The sequence below is a fragment of the Caulobacter sp. UNC358MFTsu5.1 genome (assembly GCF_000712075.1).
Taxonomy (GTDB): domain Bacteria; phylum Pseudomonadota; class Alphaproteobacteria; order Caulobacterales; family Caulobacteraceae; genus Caulobacter.
Map to the genome: position 1 here is coordinate 143,233 of NZ_JONW01000010.1, position 19,219 is coordinate 162,451.

A 19,219-nucleotide genomic window follows, 5' to 3' on the forward strand; every position below is an offset into this window, starting at 1 on the left:
GCTTCCGCGAGGGTTGAGCGAAGGGTTTGTGACGCCGCCTCAACCGGCCGGCGGATGGGCCTTTTTCCAGACGGCGTAAGCGTCCAGCGCCTTTTTTGGGCTGGTGTTGAACCAGGCGTAGCCATTTCGCCGCTCGAGCGTCAGCTCGTTGACGTCGTCGTGGATGGTCTTGTCGCGGTCGCCGAAGACCGGCTGGCCGGTGGCGGCGGCGTAGTAGCGGGCCCACAGCGGACCGGCGCCCGGCTTGGGCGTCAGGCGGCGGCCGCCCTCGGTGTCCTTGCCGCCGGTCCAGGCCTGGTCGTGCAGGGCGTGGGCGGCCAGGTAGTCGGCGCCGGCATGGACGGCCTTCACCAGGGTCGGCGAGGGATCGGGCAGGCTCATCAGATAGACCAGCAGGTCGGCGCTCTCCTCGGTCGACAGCTCGGCCGGCTCGAAGTTGCGGCCGGCGACGGGCTTCAGGGTCAGGGCGTCGTGCTGCTGGGCCCAGATCGTGCGCTTGCCGTCGACCGCCACCTGGGTGGCCAGGACGCAGGCCACCGCGCGCTCGGCGGCGGCGCCCGCATGCTTGCGCAGGTCTGCCGGCGCGAAGGCGTAGTCGCCCTGGCCCTTGGACACGTCGGTCAGCAGCGAGGCGGCCTCGGTGACGGCGTTGTCGTTATAGGTGATGGCGTCGTGATAGCCGCCCTCCAGCGGCCAGACCTGGGGCCAGCCGCCGTTCGGAAACTGGGCGGCCAGCAGGTAGCGCGCGCCGCGCAGGAAGCTGGCGCGCCAGGCGTCGCCCTCCTTGCCGGGCGCCTGGCCGGCCACCCGGGCCAGGAAGCGCAGCTCGGTGATCGTCGCGTCGTTGTCCAGCGTGCCGACATAGTTCCAGTGCGGGTCGCGCGGCGTGTCGAAGTCGCCGGCGGCCAGGTACTTGGAGACGTTGTCGGGGGCGTAGGGCTGGCCCGGCTGGCGCGGGGCGCCGGTGCGCGGCTGGTTCTTGCTCCAGCCGCCGGCCGGGGTCTGGAAGCTGACGATGACGTCGGCCACGTGGCGGGCCTCGGGCGTGGCGTACCAGGCCGCGTCGCGGTCCAGCGGCATGGCCCTGGGGCCGCCGGGGCCCTCCTCTGGCGGCGGGGGCGTCGGCTGGCCAGGCTTAAGCTCGGCGGCCAGGGCGGCGCGGTCGGCGCGCTCCTGCTGGTCCGAGCGGGCCAGATAGGCCCTCCAGGCGTCGCGATCCTTGGCGGGCAGGGCCTCGATGCGCGCGGCGCTGATAGCCTGGGCCGGAGTGTTGGTCCCCACGACGGCGGCCTGAGCGGCGCCGCACAGCAGCACGGCGCTCAGGGTCATTACGCTCAGGGGAAGGGCGGCGGGGAGGGGGCGGAAGGTCATGGGCGGTATCCGACGTTTCGGCCGCGTCGGCCGTCCGCGAAACGTCCGCCCAAAGCCTTTCGAGCGCACCCCATTTTTCGGGCTGGGTTTACGGGCCGGGGCGGAGCGGCTTTGATCCGGACCGCACGGGAGGGACGCGATGGCGACGCCAGGGGCGGCGGAGATCATGGCCGACGATTTCGCCGATCCGCTGGTCGGCCGCATCGTCGCGTTCCTGCGCTGGATCGGCGTCCCGGTGGAGGTGGCGTCGCTGGACGGCGAGACCTTCCTGCCCGGCGTCGTCGTGGCGGCCGGGCGGCTGCGGGTCGATCCCGCGCGCCTGGCCTGGCCCGGCGACCTGCTGCACGAGGCCGGCCATGTCGCCGTCGGCGATCCGGCCCGGCCGGACGACGGGGTCTCCGATGATCCCGGCGAGGAGATGGCGGCCATCGCCTGGTCCTACGCCGCGGCGCTGGAGATCGGCCTGTCCCCGGACGTCCTGTTCCACGCCGGCGGCTATCGCGGCGGGGCCAAGGCGCTGATCGAGAACTTCGCGGAGGGCGGCTATGTCGGCGTGCCGATGCTGGCCATGTGGGGCCTGACCCGCGAACCCCACCGCGCCAAGGCGACGGGCGAGCGGCCCTATCCGCACATGCTGGCCTGGCGGCGGACCTAGGGAAGATGCGGGGCGACCCGCGCCTTCAGCAGGGCCACCAGCGCCGGGTCCATGAACTCATAGTCGTCGGGGATGTTCAGGCAGATCACCCGGCCCTTGATGTGCCGCTTGAAGCGCTTGGACAGCTTGTTGCGATGAGCCCGCTCCATCACGAAGATGATGTCGGCCCATTCGACGAGTTCGCCGGTCAGGGGCTCCTCGGCGTCGTGATTGGTGCCCGCCGAGCTGGCCTCGACGCCCGGCCAGGTCGCGAACACCTGCTCGGCCGTGGGGCTGCGCAGCTTGTTCTGGCTGCAGACGAACAGGACCTTCTTCACGCGGGGGTCAGGCCGCCGCGAAGTCGCGCAGGGACGACAGGCCGCTCTGGTTGATCGGCAGGACGAAGCTGACCGTGGTGCCTTCGCCGGGGGTGGAGGTCATTTCCAGCGCGCCGTCGTGCATCTCGACCAGCGACTTGGTCAGGGCCAGGCCCAGGCCGGTGCCCTGGGTGGTCTTGGAGTGCTGGCTCTCGACCTGCTCGAAGGGCTTGGCCAGGCGGGCCAGGTCCTCCGGCGCGATGCCGATTCCGGTGTCGGTGACCGAGACCTTCACGCGCTCGCCCAGCGGGTCGCGGCGCACCTCGGCGCGGACCGTGACGCGGCCGGCGCGGGGCGTGAACTTGATGGCGTTGGACAGCAGGTTCAGCAGCACCTGCTTGACCGCGCGGTAGTCGGCCTCGACCTCGGGCAGGGGCGGGAAGTCGATCTCCAGCTTCAGGCCGGCGGACTCGGCGCGGTTGCGCACCAGGCGCACGGCGTCCTCGGTGACGTCCTCGAGGTTCAGCGGCTCGAACTTCAGGTTCATCTTGCCGGCCTCGATCTTCGACATGTCCAGGATGTCGTTGATCAGGGCCAGCAGGTGCTGGCCGGAATTGTGGATGTCGAGGCTGTAGCCCTTGTAGCGCTGGTCGCCCAGCGGGCCGAACATCTCGTTCATCATGATCTCGGAGAAGCCGTTGATGGCGTTCAGCGGCGTGCGCAGCTCGTGGGACATGTTGGCCAGGAACTCGCTCTTGGCCTTGTTGGCGCCCTCGGCCTTGACCTTCTCCATCTCGTACTTGCGCGCCAGCTCGGCCAACTGCTCCTGGCTGCGCTCCAGGCCGGTGACGGCGTACTGCAGCTGCTCCTCGTTGAGGCGGCGGGCCTCTTCCTGGTTCTTGATGGCCGTGATGTCGGCGGCGGTCATCACCAGGCCGCCCTCGGCCGTGCGGCGCTCGCTGATCTGGATCCAGCGGCCGTCGTTCAGCTCGGCCTCGCGCACGCCCTTGGCCCCGTCGGGGGCGGGCTGGTCGTGCTTGATGGCCAGGGCCGCGAAGCGGTTGACCTCGTGGCGCGGCGCGCCCGGCTTCAGCAGCTTGGGCTCCAGGTTGAAGACGTTGCGGTAGTTGCGGTTGCACATCAGCAGCCGGCCCTGGCGGTCCCAGAGCACGAAGGCCTCCGACACGCTCTCGATGGCGTCGCGCAGGCGGTTCTCGGCGGCCTGGGCGCGGGCCTGGGCCAGGCGCTCCTCGGTGACGTCCAGCGCCACGCCGATGATTCGCGAATAGCCGTCCTCGCCGGGCTTGCCGAAGCCCTGGCCGCGGGCGTCGATCCAGATGGCGCGGCCGCCGTCGCGCGAGGGCACGCGGAACGACACGTCGAACGCGCCGTAGGTGGCGGCGTTGGCCAGGGCCTGGCGGACCTTGTCGCGGTGGTCGACCGAGACGCGGTCCAGCAGCTCCTGCCCCGGCACCACCCCGCCGCCGCCCCAGCCGAACATCGCGCCGGTCACGTCGGACATGAACACCTGGTCGCCGCTCAGCTCCCACTCCCAGATGCCGCAGCGGGCGGCCTCGACGGCCAGGCGGAAGCGCTGCTCGCTGTCGACGAACTCCTGCTGGGCGGTCTCGACCCGGCGGCTCTGCAGCATCAGCATCAGGGCCAGGGCGATGCCGACGGCCAGCGGGGCCAGCAGCGAGAAGGCCCCCTCCATGACCTGGCGGTCGATATTGGCCACGGTGCGCGGCTTGGCGGCGGCGGCGGCCAGCAGGTCGCCCTGGGCCAGGGGCTGGATGGCGACGTCCAGGGCCTGGCCGTCGACCGCCTGGCCGCGCAGGGCCGCCGCGCCGTCGCCGACGTCGTCGATCGACAGCGAGAAGGCCTCGCGCAGGGTGCTCGCGCCCTGGATCGGACGGCCGCCCCCGGCCAGGATGCGGCCGTCGGACAGCATCAGGGCGGCGGCCGCGCCCTTGGCGGGTTCGGCGATCAGGCGGGTGGGGTCGCTGGAGGCGATGACGAAGCCGCGCCCGCCGGCGACCGGCGTGGCCACGGCGACATAGAGGCGGCCGGCCGCGCCGCCGCCGATCCACAGGCTGCGGCCCGAGCCGCCAGCCGTGCGGGCCACGGTCTTCCAGTCCGCCGAGGCGTCGCGGCCCGCGACCGCCAGGACGTCGGCCGGACCGACCACGGCCACGGCCATGGCCTCGCCGCCGGCGGCGCGCAGGGCGGTCTCGGCCGCCTCGATCGGGTTGTTGGGGTCGCGCTGCAGCAGGTCGGCGGCGGCCGACAGGCCGGCGCGCTGGGCGGCGAGGTTGGTCTCGGCGGCGGCGGCCACCAGCTTGGCCTGGACGGCCAGGGTCGCGCCGCCGGGCGGGGCGTTGGCCTCGTCCTTCAGCCGGTTGACGCCGAAGGCGGTGTAGACCGCCAGCAGCAGCAGGGCGGCCAGGATGGCCAGGCGCACATAGGCCTGGGACGGCGACCGCGCGGCGCGGGAGCGGGCCGCGCCCGCCGCCGAAAGACCGGCCCCCGCCAGCCTCCCGGTTCTCGCCCCGCCACGCTCCAACGCCCAATGCTCCAGAAAGCCTCCGGCGAGTCACTTCGCCGACATGGTGAATCTACCGCAGGCGGAAGGGGCGCGTCACCGCCGAACCGTGGTTTTGACAAGGCATGAGCCCTTTAGTCGCAACCGGTCCGCCGGAGAATCGCCCCAGGCTCGCCGCAGCGGGACGCGAAGGCCTCAGTCCAGGGCGCGGGAGACCAGCTCCAGCACGTTCTTCGACAGGCCTTCGTGTCCCCGGATGCGCTCCAGCTGCTCGCGCATCAGGGCGCCCAGAGCGGGGACGTAGCGCCGCCAGGCCCCCAGCGGCTCGACCAGCCGGGCCGCCGTCATCGGGTTGAAGCCGTCCACCGCCAGGATCTGGTCGGCCAGGAAGCGATAGCCGTCCCCGCTCCCGTCGTGGAAACGGGCGGGGTTGCCGCTGGCGAAGCCCTGGACCAGGGCCCGCAGGCGGTTGGGGTTGCCGGCATCGAAGTCGGGATGGGCGGTCAGGGCCAGGATGCGGCCGATCGCGCCGTCGCCCGGATCGCGGGCCTGGGCGGCGAACCACTTGTCCAGCACCAGCGGCTCGTGCCGCCACTGGGCGTGGAAGGCGGCCAGGGCCTTCTCGGCGGGCGCGCCGCCGATCGTCACCAGGGCCGACAGCCCGCCCATGGCGTCGGTCATGTTGGCCGCGCTATCGAAGTGGCCGACCACGCGCTCGACATTGACCGCGTGCGGGTCGGCCGCCAGCAGGTCGCAGCAGGCGTTGCGCAGGGCGCGCTTGCCGGCCGCCCGGGCGTCGGGCGAGAACTCGCCGCCGCTCTGCAGGTCGCCGTGCAGCCGCCGCAGCAGGTCGCCCAGGTGGACGGCGATGACGGTCTTGAGGTGGTCGCGCGCCGCGTGGATCGCGGCCGGATCGACGGGCTCGACCGCCAGGCTGAGGTCGCCCTCGGTGGGCAGGGCCAGCAGCAGGGCCTTGAACGCCGGGTCCGAGGCGTCGTCGACCAGGGCCTTGCCCAGGGCGTCGGCGTAGCGCTCCTCGCCGACCTCATCCGGCGTTCCGGCGGCGCGGCCCAGGATCAGCTCGCGGGCCAGGGTCTGGCCGGCTTCCCAGCGGTTGAACAGGTCGGGATCGGCGGCGAACTGGACGTAGCGGTCGACGGCGCGGGTGTCGGCGGTCAGGTTCACCGGGGCCGAGAAGCCGCGCAGGGCCGAGACCACCGGGGCGCGGTCCACGCCCTCCCAGCGCACGGTCTTGGACGCCGCGTCCAGCAGCACCACCTCGCTGTCGCGCAGCACCGCGCCGTCGCCGTCCAGCAGGCCGATGGTCACCGGCACGGGCAGGGGACGCTTGGTCGGCTGGCCGTTGGTCGGGGCGGTGGACTGGGCGAGGGTGATCTCCAGCGCCTTGGCGGCCGCGTCATAGGCGTGGGTCAGCGACACCGCCGGGGTCCCGGCCTGTTCGTACCAGGCGAAGAAGTCGCTCATGTCGCGGCCCGAGGCGTCGGCGAAGCAGGCGATGAAGGCCTCGACCGTGGTCGCCTCGCCGTCGTGGCGCTCGAAATAGAGGTCCAGGCTCTTGCGGAAGGTCGCCGCGCCCAGGATCGTCTTCAGCATACGGATGAGCTCGGAGCCCTTCTCGTAGATCGTGGCCGTGTAGAAGTTGTCGATCTTCAGATAGCTGTTGGGGCGCACCGGGTGGGCCAGGGGGCCGGCGTCCTCGGCGAACTGGCGGGCGCGCAGGGCCTTGACGTCCTTGATCCGTTGGACGGCCTCGCCGCGCATGTCCGCGCTGAAGCTCTGGTCGCGGAAGACCGTCAGGCCCTCCTTCAGGCACAGCTGGAACCAGTCGCGGCAGGTGATGCGGTTGCCGGTCCAGTTGTGGAAGTACTCGTGGGCCACGACGCTTTCGATGCGCTCGTAGTCCATGTCGGTGGCGGTCTCGGGCTGGGCCAGCAGCAGGCTGCTGTTGAAGATGTTCAGCCCCTTGTTCTCCATGGCCCCGAAGTTGAAGTCGCGCACGGCGACGATCATGAACAGGTCCAGGTCGTATTCGCGGCCGAACGCCTCCTCGTCCCATTTCATCGAACGCTTCAGGGCGTCCAGGGCGTAGGCGGCGCGCGGGGCCTGGCCGGGATCGACGAACACCTTCAGGGCCACAGTGCGGCCGCTCATGGTGACGAAGCTGTCCTCCAGCACGTCCAGCTCGCCGGCCACCAGGGCGAACAGATAGGCCGGCTTGGGGAAGGGGTCGTTCCAGACGGCGAAGTGGCGGCCGCCGGGGAGTTCGCCCGACTCCAGCAGGTTGCCGTTGCTCAGCAGGTGGGCGAAGGCCTTGTCGGCCTCGATCCGCGCCGTGAAGCGGCTCAGCACGTCCGGGCGGTCGGGGAAGAAGGTGATGGTCCGGAAGCCCTCGGCCTCGCACTGGGTGCAGAACCGGCCGCCGGACATGTACAGGCCCATCAGCGCCTTGTTGGCCGACGGATCGATCTCGACCTCGGTGGTCAGGACGAAGCTGTCCGGGACCTGGTGGATCGTCAGGCCTTCGCCGTCGAGGCGGTATTGGTTGGCGCTGAGCGCCTGGCCGTCGATGGCCGCCGAGATCAGCTTCAGCCGCTCGCCGTTCAGGAACAGCGGCTCGCCCGCCGCGCCGCTACGTTTGATCGCCAGCGTCGCCTTGACCCGCGTCGCGCTGGGCTCCAGCCGGAACTCCAGGGCGGTGGTCTCGATCGTGAACGGGAACGGGCGGTAGTCCGACAGGCGGACGGGCTGGGGCGTGTCTGTGCGCATGCGGCCAATGTAGGCAAGGACGTGGGGCGGGGCGAGGGCGCACTTGACCCGATCGTCGATTTGTCCGCGTGTGCCGCCATCGATCCGGGGATGGTCCATGAGCGTGCGGGAATGCGGCGCGTGCGGTCAGTGCTGCAAGCTGATCGGCGTGCGCGAGCTGGAGAAGGCGCCGCACGTCTGGTGCCGCTACTACAAGCGCGACAAGGGCTGCGGGATCTACGAGGTCCGGCCCCGGGGCTGCGCCGACTTCGCCTGCGACTGGCTGCTGGACGAGCGGCTGGACGAAGCCTGGCGGCCCGACCGCAGCGGCTTCGTGCTGCACGCGGGGCAGGGCGGGCGGACCGTCAATGTCGAGCTCGATCCCAGCCAGCCGACCGCCTGGCGGCGCGCGCCGTTCGAGGCCACCCTGCGCGGCTGGGCCGCCGCGGGGGCGGCCGACGGGCTGGAGGTGCTGATCTGGGTGGGGCGGCGCTGCTGGCGACTGACGCCGACGGGCGGCGAGGTCGACCTGGGCGTCGTGCGGCCGGTGGTCGAGTTCACCACCCACGGACGCCTGCGCCGGCCGGGTTCGGGCCGTGACTGGCCCCCGGCGGCGGAGGCGGCGGCGACGGACGGCCAAGCCTGAACAGTTCTTCACTTGAACCCGGACGCGAACCCGCCAAGGCTTCGGGCTCGTTCCGGGGAGCCGTTTCATGTCGCATACAGAAGTTTCGCCGTCGGTCGCCGGGCTGGAGATCGGCTCGCGTCGCGTCCTGCATCCCGGGCCGCTGCGCTGGCTGCGGTCGCTGGGCTGGGGGGCGGCGCTGTTCGTCCTGTTCGGCTTCATCTACGGCCTCCTGGCCTTCCTCACCTCGCCCGACCGGGCCTTCATGGCCCCGGCGCCGGGCGCCCTGCTCACGGCCGTGGTCAGCATCGCCGCCCTGGGCCTCTACGCGCTCCTGACCAAGGGGGCGGAGGCGCGCTGGCCCGGCGAACTGGCGCTGAAGCAGGCCGCCTGGGAACTGCTGGTCGGCGTCGGGCTGGGCGTGGCGATGATGGTCGTGGTGGTCGGGGCGCTGGTGTTCTCCGGCCTCTACGAGATCACCGGACCGCGCGCGGCGTCGCCTTGGGAGATGATCGGCGTCGCCGTCTCCTCGGGCAGCTTCGAGGAGCTGATGTTCCGGGCGATCCTGCTGCGGCTGCTGATGCGCGCCTTCGGGGCGTGGCCCGCCCTGGCGGTCTCGGCGGCGTTCTTCGGCCTGGCGCACCTGGGCAACCCCAACGCCAGCCCGATCGCGGCCGTCGCCATCGCGGTGGAGGCGGGCCTGATGCTGGCCTCGTTCTACCTGCTGACCGGCCGGCTGTGGATCTCCATCGGCGTGCACGGGGCCTGGAACTTCACCCAGGGCTGGATCTTCGGCGCGCGGGTGTCGGGCCTGCCGGTCAAGCAGAGCCTCTATCTCAGCCAGCCCAAGGCGGGCGCGCCCGACTGGCTGAGCGGCGGTCCCTTCGGGCCGGAGGCCTCGGTCCCGGCCATGGTGGTGGGCACCGCCGTGGCGGTGGCGGTGCTGTACTGGGCGTGGAAGCGGGGCAACTTCAAGCCGGCGCCCGACGCGGCCTAGAGCCGCCCGGGGACATGCCCTTGGGCGTGTCCTCACCAAGAACCCCGTCCCTCCCCCTTGCGGGGAGGGTGGCCCGCGTAGCGGGTCGGGTGGGGGATCGGTGCAGGGTGTCGGCCGGGGCTTTTCGCTGAGTCAGCAAACCCCACCCGACCCTGGCTCCGCCAGGGCCACCCTCCCCACAAAAGGGAGGGAAGGGCCATCTATCCTCGGCTGATAGCGAATGAAGTTCAGCGTTTTCAAGGTCTTGAACTTTTTCGACCGAACTTATCCTCACCCTTCCAGGCGCCCGTATCTTGATGTGACCTGAAGGCGGGGGAGGGCGCACGTACGGCGACCGATGCGGCTTTCGGGGGCGATCGAGCGGGAAGCTCTGTCGGTGTTCTCTTCGGAGGACAACCCTGTCCATCTGGTGCCGGCCGGGCCTCGAAAATAAACGGCGTTGGATGGGGGCCGACTTGGCGGCAGGCGGGCGGTGACGCGCTCGCGGTCCGGGACTGGAGGCGTTGCTCCGGCCCCGCCCGTCGGAGGCTTCAAGGCGGCGAGGCCCTACCAGGGCTCAACGTCGCGGGCTTTCGGATAACGGTCGCGCGAAGCGCCTGCACTTCGTCGAAACGGTAACAACATCAAAGCTTTTCCGGGCGAGGCCCGGGCGCTTCGCACCCTTCCCATCACCCGCCGGGTTCCCGGCCGGGGACATGCGCTCGCGCGTGTCCCCAAGTCCTGGCGCCGTGGAGGCTGTTGGGGACACGCCCGAGGGCATGTCCCCGGCTTCAGCCCGCCTCGACGACGCCCGGCGCGGCTTCGGCCGCAGCGGGCACTTCGTGGAGCGCCCGTTCGATGGCCGAGGCGCGCTGGGCCAGGGCCACCAGGGCCGGCGGGGCGTCCTCGGGGCTGTCGGCGGCCAGCTCGACCAGCTGGCGGGCCAGGGCGTGCAGTTGCGGCGCGGCGGCGATCAGCCGGGCCTGGAACTCGATCTTGCGCGGGTCGCGATCATACTCGGCGCCCGGCGTGCGCCAGCCGCCCCAGTCGTTGGGATCGGTGACCACCACCGGATAGGTGCCGGGATAGGGATGGTGCAGGCAGTCGCTCTCCTGCTGCCACTTGTTGCGGGCCCGCAGGATGCGCCAGTTGGCGGTGGCCGCGGCGCCGGCTTCGTCGATGCGGTCTTCCGGCTTCAGCTCGCTGGCTTGGAACTCGCGGCCCAGGCCGACGTCGTAGGTGACGCGCACGGGTTCGTCGAAGCCCTTGGCCCAGACCGGCACGATCTTCTCGATCGTGGCCCAGGCGCCGACGCTCTCGACCCACACCTTCTGGTTCCGCTGGAAGACGGTCTTGGCCACGCACACGTTCTCTCTGAGTTCGGGGCCGCCATAAGAACCTGAAATCCTTGACGCGAGGTCAATCTTTCCCTCGGACGAACGATCGTTCATCGTGCTTCCCGACGCCGCCGGCAGAGCGGTCCAAGGGAGGAAATCCACGTGGATTTCGACTATTCGGACGATCAGAAGTTCCTCAAGGACGAGGCGCGCAAGTTCCTCGCCGCCCGCTGTCCGTCGACCGTGGTGCGCGGCGTGCTCGACGATCCGGCCAGGAGCTACGACGACGGCCTGTGGGCCGCCGTGGCCGAGCAGGGCTGGCTGGGGGCGGCCATTCCCGAGGAGTACAACGGCCTGGGCCTGGGGCGGGTGGAGCTGTGCGCCATCGCCGAGGAGCTGGGCCGCGCGGTGGCGCCGATCCCCTTCGCCTCCACCGTCTACATCCTGGCCGAGGCCGTGATGGCCCACGGCAGCGACGCCCAGAAGGCCGCCGTCCTGCCGCGCATCGCCGCCGGCGAGCTGATCGGCTGCCTGGCGACCTCGGAAGGCCCAGGCGTGGTCACCCCGTCTTCGCTGCAGGCCAGGGTCGAGGGCGGCAAGCTGTCGGGCGTCAAGATCCCGGTCACCGACGGCGACGCGGCCGGCATGGCCCTGGTGCTGGCCAACGAGGGCGGGCGTCCCGGCCTGTTCCTGGTCGACCTGAAGGCCAGCGGCGTCAAGGTCGAGACCCTGCAGAGCCTGGACCCGACGCGCGGCGTGGCCCGCCTGACCTTCGAGGGCGCCAGCGCCGACCGGCTGGGCGAGCCGGGGCAGGGCTTCGAGCTGGTCCAGGCGATCCTGGACCGCGCCGCCGTGCTGCTGGCCTTCGAACAGCTGGGCGGGGCCGACCGCTGCCTGGAGATGGCCAAGGAATACGCCCTGGGCCGCTACGCCTTCGGCCGGACGATCGCCGGCTACCAGGCGATCAAGCACAAGCTGGCCGACATGTACGTCAAGAACGAGGTCGCCCGCTCCAACGCCTACTACGGGGCCTGGGCCCTGAACGTCGACGCGCCGGAGCTGCCGACGGCCGCCGCCGCCGCCCGCATCGCCGCTTCGGACGCCTTCTGGTTCGCCAGCAAGGAAAGCGTCCAGGTGCACGGCGGCATGGGCTTCACCTGGGACGTCGACTGCCACCTCTACTACCGCCGCTCGCGGCAGCTGAGCCTGGTGGCCGGTTCGCCCAAGCTCTGGAAGGAGCGGCTGGTGAGCGAACTCGAGAAGAAGAACGCGGCTTAAGGGACCTGAAGATCATGGATTTCAACGACTCCCCCGAAGAAGCCGCCTATCGCGAGAAGGCCCGCGCCTGGCTGGCCGAGAACGCCGCCGCCCATCGCGCCGAGCACGGCGATCCCAAGCCGACCACGCCCGAGCACATGGCGGCCGGCAAGGCCTGGCAGGCCCGCAAGGCGGCGGCCGGCTACGCCTGCATCACCTGGCCCGCGGCCATCGGCGGGGCCGGCGGCACGCCGATCCAGTCGGTGATCTTCGGCCAGGAAGAGGCCAAGGCCGGCGTCTCGTACGGCTACTTCACCATCGGCCTGGGCATGTGCGTGCCCACCGTCATGGCCTTCGCCAACGACGACACCAAGAAGCGCTTCGTCTCGCCCGCCGTGAAGGGCGAGGAGATCTGGTGCCAGCTGTTCTCGGAGCCGGCCGGCGGATCGGACGTGGCGGCGCTGCGGACCCGGGCGGTGAAGGACGGTGACGACTGGGTGATCAACGGCCAGAAGGTCTGGACCACCGGCGCCCACTATTGCGACTACGGCATCCTGCTGGTCCGGACCGATCCCGACGTGCCCAAGCACAAGGGCCTGACCATGTTCTGGATCGACATGCGCGACGCCGCGGTCGAGTGCCGGCCGATCCACCAGATGTCTGGCGGCCGCGAGTTCAACGAGGTCTATTTCACCGACCTGCGGGTCAAGGACAGCCAGCGCCTCGGCGAGGTGGGGCAGGGCTGGCAGGTGGCCCTGGTCACCCTGATGAACGAGCGCCTGGCCGTCGGCGGCTCGGCCGGTCCGGACTACCGCCAGGTGATGGAGCTGGCCCGCGGCCTGTCGGGCGCTAACGGCCCGGCCCTGAAGGACCAGGCGTTCCGCGAGAAGCTGGCCGACTGGTACGTCAACTCCCAGGGGCTGAAGTTCACCCGCTTCCGGACCATGACCGCCCTGTCGCGCGGCCAGACGCCGGGACCCGAGAGCTCGATCGGCAAGATCATCTCGGCCAACCAGCTGCAGGACCTGGCCAACACCGCCGTCGAGGCGCAGGGCGAGTACGGGATCCTCACCGATCCGGCCCTGGCCCCCATGGAGGCGGCGTTCCAGCAGAGCCTGATGTGGGCCCCGGGCCTGCGGATCGCCGGCGGCACGGACGAGATCCTCAAGAACATCATCGCCGAACGGGTCCTGGGCCTGCCCGGCGACGTGCGGGTCGACAAGGACGTGGCCTTCAAGGACATGCCGACCGGGCGGTGACCGGGGTTCGTCGAACATGACTCGCCTTTAAAGTGCGTCTCGTCCATCCTCCCGCGAAAGATCACGGGAAGGGTGGGCGATGCGTGCGAGAGCTTCCAAGGACGGTCTGACGGTCAGGATCATCGCGGGGACCCACGCCGTCCTGCTGGCGTTCGATCTGGCCGACGCACGGCGGACCGGCTGCCTGGGCTTCTCCATAGAGCGCACCGACGTCGAGACGGGCGACCGCCGCTGGCTGCCCAATTCCCTGCGGTTCCTGAGCGACCCGCGCGCCGAACAGGTGACGACGGCCCGGGCGCCGCTGCAGAAGTTCCGCTGGGGCGACTACACCACCGAGCCGGGCCGCCTCTACCGCTACCGGGTGATCGCCCGCTACGGGACGCCCGCCGACATCATCGCCCAGGGCCTGCTGGCCGAGCGCCCCGGCGGCTTCGACGTGATCGCCGGCGGCGTGGCCTTGGAGCTGCGCACCGAGGATTGCCGCAACGAGGCCACCTCGGTCTTCTTCAACCGCGGCGCCGCGGCCAGCCAGGCCTATGTGAACCGGTTCGGCGACAACGATCCCGACGACATCCCCGACGCCCTGACCTGGCTGTCGCGCGGGCTGGAGGAGGCGATCGTCGCCTTCATCGCCAAGGCCGACGGGCCCGACTACGCCCTGCACGGCTGCATCTACGAATTCGAGAAGCCCACCCCGATCAAGGCGCTGATCCAGGCCCAGGGGCGCGGGGCTGAGGTGCACATCGTCTATCACGCCCGGGCCGGCGGCAACACGAAGGCCGAGAACCAGCACGCCATCGCCAGCCTGGGCGTCACCTTCGCCACCACGGCCCGCACCAAGGGCTCGGCGATCATGCACAACAAGTACCTGGTGCTGCTGAAGAAGGACGCGACGGGCGCCCTTAAGCCGATCGCGGTGTGGACCGGCGGCACCAACTGGACCGAAGGCGGCATCTACGGCCAGCTGAACGTCGGCCACGCGATCTACGACACGGCCGTGGCCGAACGCTACGAAGCCGGTTTCCAGGTCCTGACCCAGGACCTCAGCATCGACGAGACCCAGGCCAAGAACGACGTGATCACCCCCGTCCCGGCCTCGCGCGACACCCTGGCCCACGGGGCGACGCCGCTGTTCTCGCCGCAGAACGGCCTGTCGATGATCGACCTCTACGCCGACATCTGCAGAACGGCCAAGGTGCTGATGGTCAGCGCGCCGTTCGCCCTGCACGAGCGGATCCGCAACGTTCTAGGAACCCCGACCGACGGCGCGATGCGCTTCCTGCTGGCCGACAAGGAGGGGTCGTACGGCGAGAAGGGCAATATCGACAAGCTGAACGCCGACCCCGGCAACATGGCCGCCGTGGCCAAGCCCTTCGAGGGCCTGAAGCTGGCCGACTTCCAGAAGCGCAAGCTGGACCGCGATCGGCTGATGGTCGACGAGAGCTTCCACCACGCCGGCATCCACATCCACTCCAAGATCATCCTGGCCGACCCGTTCGGTCCGGATCCGGTGCTGGTCACGGGGTCGGCCAACTTCTCGACCAACTCGACCGTGGCCAACGATTCCAACGTGCTGGTCTTCCGCGGCGACACGGCGGTGGCCGACGTCTACGTGGCCGACTTCATGCGGATGTTCGAGCACTACTGGTTCCGCTCGCGCAAGGACGAGAAGCTGCAGGCCAACCAGGTCTTCGCCCTGAAGGACGACGACAGCTGGTCGGTGAAGTACTTCACGCCGGGCACTCGGGAGCAACGCGACCGGCTGTCCTTCCTGGGGATGAACACCTAGTCTGCGCGCTCTTCGCGGAGCGCCCATGAGCCAGACATCCCGGTCGCGCGTGGCGGCCTTGCCGCCGGAAGCCTTCGGCCGTCGCCTGCTGGTCGATTGTCCGGCCTGCGCGGGCAGGGCGGTGATCCATGTCGGCGATCCCGGCGGCCGCCCCGTCGATTTCGCCGCCCGCCGTCTGGTCTGCGAGGACTGCGGGCTGACGCGGGACCAGCCGGAAACGCCGATGGGCGTGGTCGCCGATCCGTTCATGGGCCGACCGCCGCGCCTGCGGGCCGAGACGCGCCACGGGGCGCTCGTCGCCTGGAACGAGGACCATCTCGACTACCTGGAGCGCTATTTGGCCGGCGCGCTGCACGAGGAGACTCCGGCGCCGGACGGCGGGGTCCGCAACGCCTCGATCGTCTCGCGCCTGCCGGCCTGGGCCAAGGCGGCCAAGAATCGCGACGAGGTGCTCAAGGCCATCGCCAGGGTCCGCCGCGAGCGGCTTTGACCGCCTGCCGGATCGGCCGGCCGGACTTGACCCAAAGTCTCGCAAAAACAAGCGTGACCATGACTGAAAACCTAGGGATTCCCCTGAGGCGGGAATCCTTCTGTGGGCACTTTCATGACGGTCTCGCGAACGGCGTTCCACGAGCTTGACAGTCCTTACGGCCAAGCACATGAGTGGATTTGTCAATCATGGTTAACGGCGTGCTGAGGGGGGAGCGATGCACGAGACCAGCAATGCTGTTTCTCATCTCGCCGCCCTCAAGCGAGGGCTGGCCTATGTGGTTGAAAACCGCGCGACGCTGATCCGCCGCTTGCCGGTCGGGGCGGTGGTGGCGGCGGTCGTGATTCCGCTCGTCGGATGCGACACGGGACCCAGCTTCCTGTTCCACAAGCGCGCCAGCGCCTGCCCCCGGCCCCAGGCCGCGCAAGGGGTTTCCGGCCAGTTCAATCAGCAGCAGCAGGAAATCCGCTCGCTTCGCCAGGGCGGATTCCGCGGCGATTTCTTCGCCCAGCTGGAGTTGGCCCGTCGCTACGAGGGCCAGCGCGCGGTCGACAAGAACCTGGAAGATCCGGTCGAGGCGGCGGTCTGGTACGCCATGGCCCTGGCCAATTCCGGCGGCTATTCGCCCATCGCGGCGTACGAGCGGCGCGGCGGCAAGGACCAGGGGCCGCTGTCCAGATTCGACGACTGCCGGGCCTTCGAGCGGCACGCCGCCTACGGCGCCCTGGACCGTCTTCTGTCGCGGATGTCGACCGAGGAACGCGAGAAGGTCCGCAACCGCGTGATCTACATACTTTCCACCCAGGGGGCCGACGGCTACCGAGCCCTGGCCCGCATGCACGACGGCTTCTTCGGGCCGTTCGGCGAGCCGTCCGACAACCCGCAGGCCATCGAGGCCTACGGCTCGGCCAAGCGCATGGGCGCGCCGGCCGCCCTGGACCTGTTCCGCCGCAACGACGTCGACGCCTATCTCTACAATTACCTGGCCGTGCAGACGGGCGACGTGTCGGCCTATGTGATGCTCAAGGACTTCGAGCGCTCTTCGCCGCAGCGGGCTTCGTACGGCGGCTTCGTCGAGACCAAGGCCAAGCGCTGGATCCCGCCCTACGAGTTCTACCCGCCCGAATCGCCGGACAGCGGCGTGCCGCATTCCGACGAGAGCGACCCGTCGGGCGACGCCAAGGAAGCGGCCCTGGCGCGGATGAACGAGCTGCCGTTCGTGCACATCGGCGAGGCCCTGGCCTATCTGCGGGTGATCCCGGCGCCGGTGCTGGACGAGCACATGCTCAGCGTCAACGACGCCCAGACCTTCCAGGCCATGATCGGCCGGCCGATCACCGGCCGCCTGTCGGGCATCGAGAAGGTGCGGGCCGTCCAGTACGCGGCGGTCAACGGCTCGTCCAAGGCCCAGCTGGTCCTGGCGGTCATGTACTCCGAGGGCGTGGGCGTGCCGCGCGACTACGCCCGGGCCTACCACTGGTACGAGGAGGCCGAACGCCAGGGGTCGGCCGAGGCCAAGTACGCCATGTCGACCTTCTTCTCGCTGGGCCTGCAGGGCGTGGCCGACCAGGACCGGGCCAAGGCCGTGGTCTACCAGCTGGACGGCGCCCTGGCCGGCTTCAAGCCGTCGGTCTGGCGCCTGCAGCAGCTGCTCTCCCAGGTCTCGCGGCCGCCGCGCGCCTCCGGCGAGTCACGGCCGCCGCCCTATGCCGAAAGGGACTATCGATGATCCGCCCCCGCACGTTCGTCGCGGCCCTGGCGGCCTGGACCACCGTGGTCGGCGGGCTGGCGCTGGGCGTCGCGCCCGAGGCCGCCGTCGCGGGATCGCCCGACGCCAAGATCGACCAGCAGATCCGTCCGTGCTTCGGCCTCCTGCTGGAGCCGAACCTGTCCAAGGGCTGCGGAACCCGGCACTACCGCAAGCACAAGCCGCGCTACGGGTACGGCGATGGCGGCTACGGCCGGGGCGGCGGGCGCTATCACACCTTCGTCGACTGCGACCGGGCCTATCCGGGCGAGGTCAGCGACGCGCTGGAGCGGCTCTATGAGGGCGGCACCCTGACCCTGCGTTCGCGCGGCGGCGGGGCCTGCGTGGACTCGCTGAACATCACCCGTTCGGTGACCATCGAGGTCGACGGCTATGTCCCGTCGCGCGGCCGGCCGATCCTGGCCGCGGCGATCGACCAGCCCTGCATCCGCATCGCGCCGGGCGTGGGCTACGTGGTGATCGAGGGCGTGGGCATCGACGCCATGCGCGCCGGCTCCAATTCGTGCATCACCGGCCGCGCCACCGAGCTGGCCCTGAAGGACGTGGTCGTTCGCTACGACGGCGAGGGCTCGGCGCTGGACCTGAGCGACAGCCGCCTGGAGGTCGCCAACACCACCTTCATCGGCCGCACCCGCCAGGCGGTGGTCAAGGCGACCGGCACGGTCATGGCCGACAATGTCGAGGTCGCGGCCACCGCGATCGGCGCGGCGTTCGAGGCCGGCGACGACAGCCGCATCCGCGACATGCGCGTCGTCCGCCTGGGCGACTGGACCGGCTCCAGCCGCAGCCGCAACTCGGCCGGCTTCGTGCTGGCCGGCATGAACCGCTCGCAGCTGGTGCAGATCGAAGGCCTCTATGTCGACGGCTTCTCGCGCGGCATCTATGTGGGCGGCGGCGACGAGACGACCCTGCTGCGCCCCGTGGTCCGCGACGCCGACTGGGCGGTGGTGGTCGAGAACGCCGACGTGCGGGTGCTGGACGGCAAACTCGAAGCCACCGACGTGGGCGTCTACGCCGGCTCGGGCACGGTCTACGCCGCCGACAACGCCATCGCCGGGGTGATGCGCGCCGGCCTGTTCGCCGACAACGGCGCCCAGGTGCGGGCCCGCGACAACCGCGTCTACGCCAAGCCGGGCGGCTGCGAGGCCCTGATCACCGGCTATTTCGACGGCAAGCTGACCTGCCAGCCGTGGTTCGAGGGGCCGGAGCTGTTCCGCACGCCCCGCGACCGGGCCCGCCAGGACTTCGACGGCTACTGGCCCCAGGCGATCGTCACGGCCGACGTCGCCGCGCCCGCCCTGGCCGGCGGACCGGTCGGCCCGGGCTCGCCGCAGCCCTATGTCCCGTCCACTCCTCAGCAAGGGGGATCCCCGCGATGAGCAAGCTCGCCGTCGGCCTGATGGCCGCCCTGGTCGCCTCGACCAGCCTGGTCGGCGTCGCCTCGGCCCAGGATCGGGTCCTGGCCGGGACCGGTCCCGCCAGCCGCCCCATGCCCTGCGGCGCGCCCCTTACCGGCGAGGCGCCCGACGTCATGACCTATGATCGCGCCACCGGCACCCAGGTGTTCGTCGGCGGCAAGGGGCAGACCGAGGTCAGCGCGTTCAACCGCGACACCGGCTCGTCGGCCGCCCTGCGCGGCGACCTCAGCCGGCCCGGCGTCACCGAGTCCTGCGCCGTCGACCGCCTGTCGGGCGACGCCTATCGCGTCAATTCCAGCGGACCGGGCGACATGCAGGTCACCGGCCGCACCGGCGAGACCGGCGAACGCTGGGCGTTCCGGGCTCCGGACGGCTCGACGCAGTATTGGGACCCGCGCGGCGACAACCGCTGCTTCCGCGAAGGGCTGGGCCTCGGCGCGAACGGCGGCCTGGGCTTGGGTCCGCGCGGCGACGGACGTCCGGGATGCTGAGGACGACCCTGCTTCTGGGCGGCCTGGCCCTGGCCCTGTGCGGCTGCGGGCATCGCTACTATCCGCCCCCCCGCACACCGCCGGTCCCGTCGCCCGACGTCTCCCGCGTGACGCCGCCCCCGCCGCCGATCGACAAGATCCGGCCGAAGGTCTGAACCTTGAACCCTCTCCCATGGGGA

The 19,219-nt window shown here is 70.7% G+C and carries 16 protein-coding genes; 11 read left to right on the forward strand and 5 right to left on the reverse strand.

Annotated features, from left to right (window positions below):
- Positions 1-39: 39 nt before the first annotated feature.
- Positions 40-1,371, reverse strand: coding sequence for a pectate lyase (gene pelA, locus BR39_RS0120060; protein ID WP_029915489.1), 1,332 nt, complete (start codon positions 1,369-1,371; stop codon positions 40-42).
- Positions 1,372-1,537: 166 nt separating this feature from the next.
- Between pelA and BR39_RS0120065 the strand changes: the two genes are divergently transcribed.
- The gene (locus BR39_RS0120065) at positions 1,538-2,026 is read left to right on the forward strand and encodes a hypothetical protein (RefSeq protein WP_035018806.1); all 489 of its coding nucleotides are present in this window, start codon (positions 1,538-1,540) and stop codon (positions 2,024-2,026) included.
- Here BR39_RS0120065 and BR39_RS0120070 read toward each other — a convergent pair.
- The 3 genes from BR39_RS0120070 to pepN form a co-directional block, all read right to left on the reverse strand.
- Complete coding sequence (locus BR39_RS0120070; RefSeq protein WP_029915492.1) at positions 2,023-2,343, reverse strand: low molecular weight protein tyrosine phosphatase family protein; 321 nt, start codon at positions 2,341-2,343, stop codon at positions 2,023-2,025. The two genes, BR39_RS0120065 and BR39_RS0120070, sit on opposite strands and share 4 nt — an antisense overlap.
- A 7-nt stretch (positions 2,344-2,350) precedes the next feature.
- Positions 2,351-4,885 (reverse strand): PAS domain-containing sensor histidine kinase, encoded by a 2,535-nt coding sequence (locus tag BR39_RS0120075; RefSeq protein ID WP_029915494.1) that lies wholly within the window; start codon positions 4,883-4,885, stop codon positions 2,351-2,353.
- A 174-nt stretch (positions 4,886-5,059) separates the two neighbouring features.
- A complete protein-coding gene (gene pepN, locus BR39_RS0120080; RefSeq protein WP_029915496.1) occupies positions 5,060-7,651 on the reverse strand; it encodes an aminopeptidase N in 2,592 nt (863 codons plus the stop codon).
- A gap of 97 nt (positions 7,652-7,748) precedes the next feature.
- On the opposite strand from pepN, the gene BR39_RS0120085 reads away from it, so the two are divergent.
- Both BR39_RS0120085 and BR39_RS0120090 read left to right on the forward strand, forming a co-directional pair.
- Positions 7,749-8,276 (forward strand): hypothetical protein, encoded by a 528-nt coding sequence (locus tag BR39_RS0120085; RefSeq protein WP_051695957.1) that lies wholly within the window; start codon positions 7,749-7,751, stop codon positions 8,274-8,276.
- Positions 8,277-8,343: 67 nt separating this feature from the next.
- The gene (locus tag BR39_RS0120090) at positions 8,344-9,252 is read left to right on the forward strand and encodes a CPBP family intramembrane glutamic endopeptidase (protein WP_051695958.1); all 909 of its coding nucleotides are present in this window, start codon (positions 8,344-8,346) and stop codon (positions 9,250-9,252) included.
- A 770-nt stretch (positions 9,253-10,022) separates the two neighbouring features.
- Here the strand turns inward: BR39_RS0120090 and BR39_RS0120095 are convergent.
- A complete protein-coding gene (locus BR39_RS0120095) occupies positions 10,023-10,592 on the reverse strand; it encodes a hypothetical protein (RefSeq protein ID WP_029915509.1) in 570 nt (189 codons plus the stop codon).
- Positions 10,593-10,730: 138 nt separating this feature from the next.
- On the opposite strand from BR39_RS0120095, the gene BR39_RS0120100 reads away from it, so the two are divergent.
- From BR39_RS0120100 to BR39_RS26605, 8 genes are all read left to right on the forward strand, one after another.
- Positions 10,731-11,846, forward strand: a complete 1,116-nt coding sequence (locus BR39_RS0120100; protein WP_029915511.1) for an acyl-CoA dehydrogenase family protein — start codon at positions 10,731-10,733, stop codon at positions 11,844-11,846.
- A 14-nt stretch (positions 11,847-11,860) separates the two neighbouring features.
- Positions 11,861-13,084, forward strand: coding sequence for an acyl-CoA dehydrogenase family protein (locus BR39_RS0120105; protein WP_029915513.1), 1,224 nt, complete (start codon positions 11,861-11,863; stop codon positions 13,082-13,084).
- A 79-nt stretch (positions 13,085-13,163) separates the two neighbouring features.
- The gene (locus BR39_RS0120110) at positions 13,164-14,873 is read left to right on the forward strand and encodes a phospholipase D-like domain-containing protein (protein ID WP_029915516.1); all 1,710 of its coding nucleotides are present in this window, start codon (positions 13,164-13,166) and stop codon (positions 14,871-14,873) included.
- Positions 14,874-14,898: 25 nt separating this feature from the next.
- Complete coding sequence (locus BR39_RS0120115; protein ID WP_051695959.1) at positions 14,899-15,363, forward strand: hypothetical protein; 465 nt, start codon at positions 14,899-14,901, stop codon at positions 15,361-15,363.
- Positions 15,364-15,580: 217 nt separating this feature from the next.
- On the forward strand, positions 15,581-17,092 hold the full coding sequence (locus BR39_RS0120120; protein ID WP_029915519.1) for a tetratricopeptide repeat protein: 1,512 nt from the start codon (positions 15,581-15,583) through the stop codon (positions 17,090-17,092).
- Positions 17,089-18,510, forward strand: coding sequence for a hypothetical protein (locus BR39_RS0120125; RefSeq protein ID WP_029915521.1), 1,422 nt, complete (start codon positions 17,089-17,091; stop codon positions 18,508-18,510). Before BR39_RS0120120 ends, BR39_RS0120125 begins: the two co-directional genes overlap by 4 nt.
- A complete protein-coding gene (locus BR39_RS0120130) occupies positions 18,507-19,040 on the forward strand; it encodes a hypothetical protein (RefSeq protein WP_029915523.1) in 534 nt (177 codons plus the stop codon). The genes BR39_RS0120125 and BR39_RS0120130 overlap by 4 nt, the downstream gene beginning before the upstream one ends.
- Entirely contained in the window at positions 19,034-19,195 is a 162-nt protein-coding gene (locus BR39_RS26605) for a hypothetical protein (RefSeq protein ID WP_156035845.1), read from the forward strand. Before BR39_RS0120130 ends, BR39_RS26605 begins: the two co-directional genes overlap by 7 nt.
- The last annotated feature ends 24 nt before the right edge of the window (positions 19,196-19,219 follow it).